This is a genomic window from Lentzea indica (genome assembly GCF_012184385.1).
GTDB lineage: Bacteria > Actinomycetota > Actinomycetes > Mycobacteriales > Pseudonocardiaceae > Lentzea > Lentzea indica.
On record NZ_VSRL01000502.1, the window covers coordinates 1 to 2,102 of the forward strand.

At 69.3% G+C, this 2,102-nt stretch carries 4 protein-coding genes; 2 read left to right on the forward strand and 2 right to left on the reverse strand.

What is annotated here, in order from left to right; translation table 11 throughout:
- A partial coding sequence (locus FXN61_RS49015) for a sarcosine oxidase subunit gamma (RefSeq protein WP_167980578.1) occupies positions 1-428 on the forward strand: 428 nt, incomplete at its 5' end.
- On the forward strand, positions 425-1,270 hold the full coding sequence (gene purU, locus FXN61_RS49020) for a formyltetrahydrofolate deformylase (RefSeq protein WP_167980579.1): 846 nt from the start codon (positions 425-427) through the stop codon (positions 1,268-1,270). The genes FXN61_RS49015 and purU, both read left to right, overlap by 4 nt.
- 27 nt (positions 1,271-1,297) lie before the next feature.
- Here purU and FXN61_RS49025 read toward each other — a convergent pair whose 3' ends face one another.
- The gene (locus tag FXN61_RS49025; RefSeq protein WP_167980580.1) at positions 1,298-1,879 is read right to left on the reverse strand and encodes a class I SAM-dependent methyltransferase; all 582 of its coding nucleotides are present in this window, start codon (positions 1,877-1,879) and stop codon (positions 1,298-1,300) included.
- 11 nt (positions 1,880-1,890) lie between these two features.
- Positions 1,891-2,102: VOC family protein (locus FXN61_RS49030; protein ID WP_188136319.1), on the reverse strand; the 212-nt coding region annotated here is incomplete at its 5' end.

Consider the following 2,102-nt stretch of genomic DNA (forward strand, 5'->3'; position numbering starts at 1 on the left):
TGTTCCCGTCGGTTCCCTGCACCTTCACCGCGGGATCCGGCCGGTTCGGTGACGTCGAAGTGCTGTGGCTGGGACCGGACGAGTTCCTCGTGGTCGCGGCACCCGGCCTGCAGGTCTCGATCGAGGAGGTGTTGCGTGGCGCGTTCGGGGATTCCCGGGGGTCCGTTGTGGACACTTCGGCTCAGCGCACGACTCTGGTCCTGGAGGGGCCGCACGTCCGGGACGTTCTCACTCACGGATGTTCCGTGGACCTGCACCCGTCTTCGGCTCCCGTCGGCACTTGCGTGCAGACGTTGCTCGCCAGGACCGGGATCATTCTGCAGGTGACGAGCGAGGACAGGTTCACGGTGCTGGTGCGGTCGTCGTTCGCCGAGTACCTCGCGGCCTGGCTGAGCGACGCGTGCGTCGAGTACGGAGCGGCGTCGTGACGCGACACTTCATCCTCACCCTGAACTGCCCGGAGCGTGCGGGCATCGTCCACGCCGTGACGTCGTTCCTCGTCAACCACGGCTGCGACATCGTCGAGCACCAGCAGTTCGACGACGACGCCCGCGGCAAGCTGTTCCTGCGCACCGCGTTCTCGTGCGCGTCCGGGGACATCGACGACCTCGCACGTGAGTTCGTCGCCGTGGCGAGCGAGTTCGAGATGGACTTCGACCTGTGGGACGAGCGCCGGCCGCGCATCCTCGTGATGGTGTCGAAGGCCGGCCACTGCCTGAACGACCTGCTCTTTCGCTGGCGTGCGGGCAGTCTCGGCGGCGAGATCGCCGCGGTGGTGTCCAACCACGAGGACCTGCGCCCCATGGCGGAAGCGGCCGGACTGGACTTCGTGCACGTCCCGAACACTGCCGACACCAAGCACGCCGCCGAGCGACGTCTGCTGGAGCTCGTCGAGGAGTACCAGGCCGACCTGGTGGTGCTGGCGCGCTACATGCAGGTGCTCTCCAACGACCTCTGCGCCAAGCTCTCCGGCCGTGTGATCAACATCCACCACTCGTTCCTGCCGGGCTTCAAGGGCGCCAAGCCCTACCACCAGGCTTACGACCGAGGCGTGAAGTACGTGGGCGCGACGGCGCACTACGTCACCCCCGACCTCGACGAGGGCCCGATCATCGAGCAGGAGGTGCTGAGGGTCGACCACACCTTCGACCCGCGCGCGCTCACCGCTGTGGGCCGCGACGCCGAGGCCATCGCCCTCTCGCGTGCCGTTCGCTGGCACTGCGAGCACCGGGTGCTCCCCAACGGCAACGGCACAGTCGTCTTCCGATGAACCGTGGTGGTGGCGACCGCAGGTGCGCTACGAGCTGAGCAGGTAGCGCTCGTCCTCGATCGGCCGTCCCCACAGCGCTTCGTCGTCGAGCGGAGTGATCACCGCATCGGCGCGAACCTGTAGAACCAGCTCGCGTGCCTGGGTCGACGTAAGACCCGCGCCGGTGGACCACCGTCCCTCCACGAGCAGAAGAACGCCGCCCGGCCGCAGCAGCCGCACCCATTCGCCGAGCGCTGCGGCCGGATCCGGCAATGCCCACAACACGTGCCGCGCCAGGACGACGTCGAACGACGACTCCGGGTACGGCGGATGAGCCGCGTCGCCCGTGGCCAGGGCGACGGCGACCCCTGCGGCAGCCGCCTTGGCCTTCGCCGCTTCGACCATCTGCTCGGAGAAGTCGAGGCCGTGCACGTCGTGCCCGGCCGAGGCGAGGAGAACGGCGAGGCTGCCGGTTCCACAACCCAGATCGACGACGGAGGCGCCCGGCTTCGGCATCAGTGGCAGGAGCAGCCGCGCCCAGGCGTCCCTCACCCAGGGATCGCGGAGTCCGTGGTCCGGCTCGTCGTCGAAACTCGCGGCCTGCGCGTCCCAGAACTGGCTAGTCGTCATGCCCCGCAACGCTAGTGGCGGGCGGGCTGGAACAGCTCGACGAGGTTGCCGGCGGGGTCGGTGAGCAGGATCTGGCGCCCACCGGGGCCGCTGACCAGGTCACTGGTGAACGACAGCCCCGCGTCGCGCAGCCGGGCGATCTCGGCGTCGAGGTCGTCCACGACGAGATGGATGCGGTTGCGGCCGGCGGCGCGCGAGTCCGGCGGGGTGGCGCGGGCGCCGG

Bases quoted from the DNA above. Each gene is read 5' to 3' on its own strand.
- FXN61_RS49025 (WP_167980580.1), bottom strand. From the start codon at position 1,879: ATGACGACTAGCCAGTTCTGGGACGCGCAGGCCGCGAGTTTCGACGAC.